Source organism: Candidatus Saccharimonadia bacterium, assembly GCA_035544015.1.
GTDB lineage: Bacteria > Patescibacteriota > Saccharimonadia > UBA4664 > UBA4664 > UBA5169.
Genome location: DATKIP010000074.1, coordinates 1 through 1,291, shown reverse-complemented (window position 1 = coordinate 1,291; position 1,291 = coordinate 1). Strand labels below are relative to the sequence as shown.

The window sequence follows — 1,291 nt, the reverse complement described above, 5'->3', positions numbered from 1 at the left end:
TGGACCGTTCCCGCTTTGGTGGACACCGTGATTAGCTGCCCGGTCCACCGGGAGATACGGAATGGGTTCGACACGCCGTAGTTTTACCGAGGAGTACAAGGCGCAGGCGGTAGGTTTCGTCATCGAGGATGGTCGGCCGGTTGCCGAGGTGGCCCGGAACATCGGCGTCCATGAGATGACGCTGAGGAAATGGGTGAGTAGAGCGAAGGACGACGCCGAGCCGCCGAAGTCGGACGCGCCGCTGGGTGAGGCGGAACGGGTCGAACTGGTACGGCTGCGCGCGGAACTGAAGGACGCGCGGGCGGAGAACGCCGAACTGCAGATGCAGGTGGAGTTCGCAAAAAAAGTAGCGTCCTGGTTTGCGAAGGGAAAGCAGTGAAGTTCGCTGCCATCGCGGACTGGGCTGCCTCCGACGCCTTTCCCGTCGCGTTCATGTGCCGGCAGCTGGGAGTGTCCCGGTCGGGCTACTACGCCTGGCTGGCCGCCGAGCCCTGCGCCCGGGCCGTCGACGACGCGACGCTGACCGGCCTGATCGCCACCCTGTACCAGCACGGGCGCGGCAACCCCGGCGTCCGCCGGGTCCGCGCCGGCCTCGCCGCGCTGGGCCGGCGACTGTCCCACAAGCGGGTCTGGCGGCTGATGCGCGCCGCTGGCCTGCGCGGACGCCACCCCAAGGCCTGGAAGCGCACCACCATCGCCGGTGACCACCCGGTGCCCGCACCCGACCTGATCGGCCGCGACTTCACCGCCCAGGCACCCAACACCCGCTGGTGCGGGGACATCACCTACGTCAAGACCTGGGACGGATGGGCCTATGTGGCGACCGTGATCGACCTGTATTCCCGGACCGTCGTCGGCTGGGCGATCGCCGACCACATGCGCACCGATCTCGTCACCGCCGCCCTCGACATGGCCATCGCCGGACGCCGCCCACCCGCCGGCGTCATCTTCCACTCCGACCGCGGCACCCAATACACCTCCGGCCAGTTCGACCGGTACTGCACGAAGAACAAGATACGACGATCACTCGGCCGGACCGGTATCTGCTACGACAACGCCGTCTCCGAATCGTTCTTCGCGACCTACAAGAAGGAGCTCATCCACACCCGCCCCTGGCCCACCATCACACACCTGAAGAAAGCCACATTCGACTGGATCGAAACCTACTACAACACCATCCGCCGCCACTCCACCCTCGAATACTTGACACCCAAAGAATACGAACTAGGCTACAGACACCTCAACCAACTGGCAGCCTAAAACCGCTGTCCAAAAAAGCGGGAACACTCCA

The 1,291-nt window shown here is 65.1% G+C and carries 2 protein-coding genes; both read left to right on the top strand.

The window, feature by feature from the left end:
- Nucleotides 1-61 precede the first annotated feature (61 nt).
- Nucleotides 62-379 carry a transposase gene (locus VMT30_03605; GenBank protein HVQ44026.1) on the top strand — a complete coding sequence of 106 codons (318 nt, stop codon included), beginning with the start codon at nucleotides 62-64 and terminating at the stop codon, nucleotides 377-379.
- The gene (locus VMT30_03600) at nucleotides 376-1,260 is read left to right on the top strand and encodes an IS3 family transposase (GenBank protein ID HVQ44025.1); all 885 of its coding nucleotides are present in this window, start codon (nucleotides 376-378) and stop codon (nucleotides 1,258-1,260) included. Before VMT30_03605 ends, VMT30_03600 begins: the two co-directional genes overlap by 4 nt.
- The last annotated feature ends 31 nt before the right edge of the window (nucleotides 1,261-1,291 follow it).

Coding starts and splice junctions, on each gene's coding strand:
- VMT30_03605 (HVQ44026.1), top strand. CDS start 62: ATGGGTTCGACACGCCGTAGTTTTACCGAGGAGTACAAGGCGCAGGCG.